The organism is Achromobacter sp., assembly GCF_057314935.1.
Window position 1 is genome coordinate 1 of sequence record NZ_DBHKZA010000193.1, and the last position, 1,564, is coordinate 1,564.

General features: G+C 68.5%; 2 protein-coding genes. Both read right to left on the reverse strand.

Annotated elements, in window-relative coordinates:
- On the reverse strand, positions 1 to 448 hold a 448-nt coding region (locus tag ACO6D5_RS30030; RefSeq protein WP_485827426.1), incomplete at its 3' end, for an SDR family NAD(P)-dependent oxidoreductase.
- A partial coding sequence (locus ACO6D5_RS30035) for a class I adenylate-forming enzyme family protein (RefSeq protein WP_485827427.1) occupies positions 445 to 1,564 on the reverse strand: 1,120 nt, incomplete at its 5' end. The genes ACO6D5_RS30035 and ACO6D5_RS30030, both read right to left, overlap by 4 nt.

The following is a 1,564-nucleotide window of genomic DNA, read 5'->3' on the forward strand; positions in this document are numbered from 1 at the left end:
AAATGTTGATGATGCGGCCGTTGTCGCGCAGGAACGGCAGGCAGTGCTGGATAAGAAAGAATGGCGACTTCAGGTTGACTTGCAGCACACGGTCGAAGTCTTGGGGGGTGACGTCCGCCAGCAGCGCCCGCAGGCCGACACCGGCATTGTTCACAAGAATGTCCAGGCCGCCGTCGCCGTTGCGTTCAAGCAGGGTCTGGCGCAGGTCGCGCGCCAGGTCGGACGCCGCCTCGGGCGCGGACAGGTCGGCGCGCAGCGTCCAGGCCTGCCCGCCGGCTGCGCGGATCAGGTCGGCGACCTCGTCGGCGGCGTCGCTGGCCGCGTTGTAGTGAACGGCGACGTGCGCGCCGCGCCGCCCCAAAGCGAGGGCGATGGCGCGGCCAATGCCGCGGCTGGCGCCAGTGACCAATGCGGTCTTGCCGGTCAAGCTGTCAGATGCGTGGCTCATGCGGCCTCCGTTTCAGGGGTTGTCCAGGTCTGGCGCGCTTCCAGTGCGCGCGCCTGCAAGAGCAGGGCGTTGCGGTCGACCTTGTTGGTGCCGGCCCACGGCAGTTCGTCGACGAAGCGGATACGCCGCGGGTGCTGGTACGCGGGGCCGTTGGCCAGCGCATGGCGCTTCAGGCTGTCCGCGTCCAGGGCGCTGCCGTCGCGGCGCACCACGAAGGCGACGGGGATTTGGCCGCGCTCTTCGTCGGCCAGGGGCACAACGCAGCTTTGGCGCACATCCGGATGCAGCTCCAGCAGCTTTTCCACTTCGACGGGATAGATGTTTTCGCCGCCGCAGACGAACATGTCGTCCGCGCGCCCCACGAAATAGTAGAAGCCCTGGGCGTCGCGGCGCATGACGTCGCCGCTGTAATACCAGCCGTCCCGCAGCACTTGCGCGCTCTTTTCGGGCAGGTTGTGATAGCCGGACAAGACGGCCGGGTTTTTCATCAGCAGCACGCCTTCATCGGGATTGGGGCCGTCGGCCAGCCGGACGTGGGACGGATCGATCGGATGGCCCACCGCCAGCGGCGGCGTGGGCAAACCGTCGGGATGCGGGCCGAACACGGCCGGCCCGGCTTCGGTGGTGCCGTAGCCGTGGGTGATGCGCACCTGCGGCAGGGCCTGCTGGATGCGTTCGTACAGCGCCACGGTCATCGGCGCAGAGCCCAGCATGACGCGGCCCAGCGCAGACAGGTCACGGCCCTGCAGCAAGGCAGGCTCCTTGACCAGCCGGGCGAACATGGTGGGCACGGCCGTCAGGACGGTGATGCGGTAGCGTTCCAGCGCATCGGCATAGGCGGCCACGTCGAACGCCGGCTGGATCACCAGCAGGCTGTTGCTGGCGAATGCGCGCTTGGCCATGAAGAGGCCGTTCATGTGGAAGAGGGGCTGGGCCAGCAGGTAGTGTTCCTGTCGATCGGTTGCGGCCGCCGGGCCGGACGTGGCGCCGAGCGCCCACAGCTGGCCCGCGTGCGTCAGCGGCACGCCCTTGGGCTTGCCGGTGGAACCTGACGTGTACAGCATCTGCGCCACGTCGTCGTGCGCGGGCGTGACGGTGTCGAAGGCCGTCGGCACG